This is a genomic window from Salibaculum halophilum, assembly GCF_002094885.1.
In the GTDB taxonomy this organism is placed as follows: Bacteria; Pseudomonadota; Alphaproteobacteria; order Rhodobacterales; family Rhodobacteraceae; genus Salibaculum; species Salibaculum halophilum.
This window is the reverse complement of sequence record NZ_MSIT01000042.1, coordinates 1-1492: the sequence shown is the minus strand read 5'-3', so window position 1 is coordinate 1492 and position 1492 is coordinate 1. Positions and strand designations below refer to the sequence as shown.

The 1492-nt window shown below is 64.1% G+C and carries 2 protein-coding genes; both read left to right on the top strand.

Features of this window, described 5'->3' with window-relative positions; translation table 11 throughout:
• A partial coding sequence (locus BU124_RS14010) for a DUF3987 domain-containing protein (protein ID WP_143530018.1) occupies window positions 1-815 on the top strand: 815 nt, incomplete at its 5' end.
• A gap of 440 nt (window positions 816-1255) precedes the next feature.
• Window positions 1256-1492, top strand: a 237-nt coding sequence (locus tag BU124_RS15090; RefSeq protein WP_084864193.1) for a transposase, incomplete at its 3' end; no start/stop codon positions are given.

Here is a 1492-nt window from a genome sequence, read left to right as displayed (position 1 = left end):
CGCCCAAATGGACGACCGCAACCACCGGCATCGTTGCCGAACAACCGCGCGGCACGCTCCTGACCCGTGATGAACTGGCGGGCGGGCTACAGGGCATGACACGCTATTCAGGCGGCGGGTCTGATCACCCATTCTGGCTCGGCGCCTATGGCGGGCGCAGCCAACCCGTAGAGCGCATGGGGCGCCCACCGGTTCATGTGGACCGGCTTTCCATCGGGGTCGTAGGCGGCATTCAGCCTGACAGGTTGCGGACACTGTTGTTAAAGTCCGATGATGACGGCTTGCTGGCCCGCCTCCTGCCCCTGTGGCCCGATCCTGTCCCGATCTGCCGCCCCAAAAGACTGCCCAAGGAAGACGTCATCGAAACCGCGCTGACGCGGCTTCACTGGCTGCGCATGGCCACCGATGAGCGCGACGAGATGCGCCCCTGGATTGTGCCCTTCTCGGACACCGCGCGGAACAGGCTAGACCCATTCCGCCACGCGTTGCGAGCCGAGGAGCGCGACGCAGACGGGCTATTGCTGCCCTTCATAGGCAAGCTGCCGGGCCTCAGCGTGCGTCTCTCATTGATCCTGACCTATCTCGACTGGCTCACAGGCCGGGGCCTTGAGCCCACCGAAATCGAGGAGAACGCGTTTGATCGGGCGGCGCACTTCATGGAAACTTATGCTCTACCGATGGCCCGGCGCGCTTATGCGGATGCCAGCCTGCCCAAGGCTGAACACGCCTCCCGGCACCTCCTGGCAGTGACCCGCGACAAGGCCTGGGAGCGCTTTCCCACGCGCGACGTGCTGCGCCTGGACCGTAAGGGCTGACTACCGCCTCAGAGCTCAACCCGGCGCTGGCCGTCCTGGTCGGGGCTGACGTGATCCGACAGTTAGAGGGTGAGGCTGGGCCCCGCGGCGGCAGGCCGGCCAGGCTCTACGCGGTCAATCCCAAAGTCCTGACGCCCGCGCCGTGAGGTCGGGGGGGCGGCAGCCCACCTTCAGGCCATATTGGTCGCTGACAAAACCGACCAATACCATGGCCTATGGCCATCTAGTGCCGTTTTGTAGGCTAAGTCGGTTTTTTCAGGGTGGGACGAGCGGGAAGCTGTCTTTCGCTGCGATGGGAGCCAAGTTCGGCCATCGGCCCACACCTGCCGTTCGTTTCCCGCGCAGCGGATGGGCGGTGTCTGAGCTACCCCCCGAAATTCGGACACTGACATAAGCTACGATTTGCAGTCTGCTGATCTTCGACAAGAAGGAGATCAGAGATGTCGAAACGCAAGCAGCATGCGCCTGAGTTCAAGGCCAAGGTCGCGCTGGAAGCCCTGAAAGGCGAGGAGACGGCCGCCGAGCTGGCAAGCCGGTTCGGAGTGCATCCGACGATGATCCATCATTGGAAGCGAGCCCTGCTCGAAGGCGCGTCCGGCGTGTTCGAGCGCGGAGGCCGCAAGAGACCCGAGATCGACGAGGAGCAGGTGAAGGAGCTCCACGCCAAGATCGGGGGG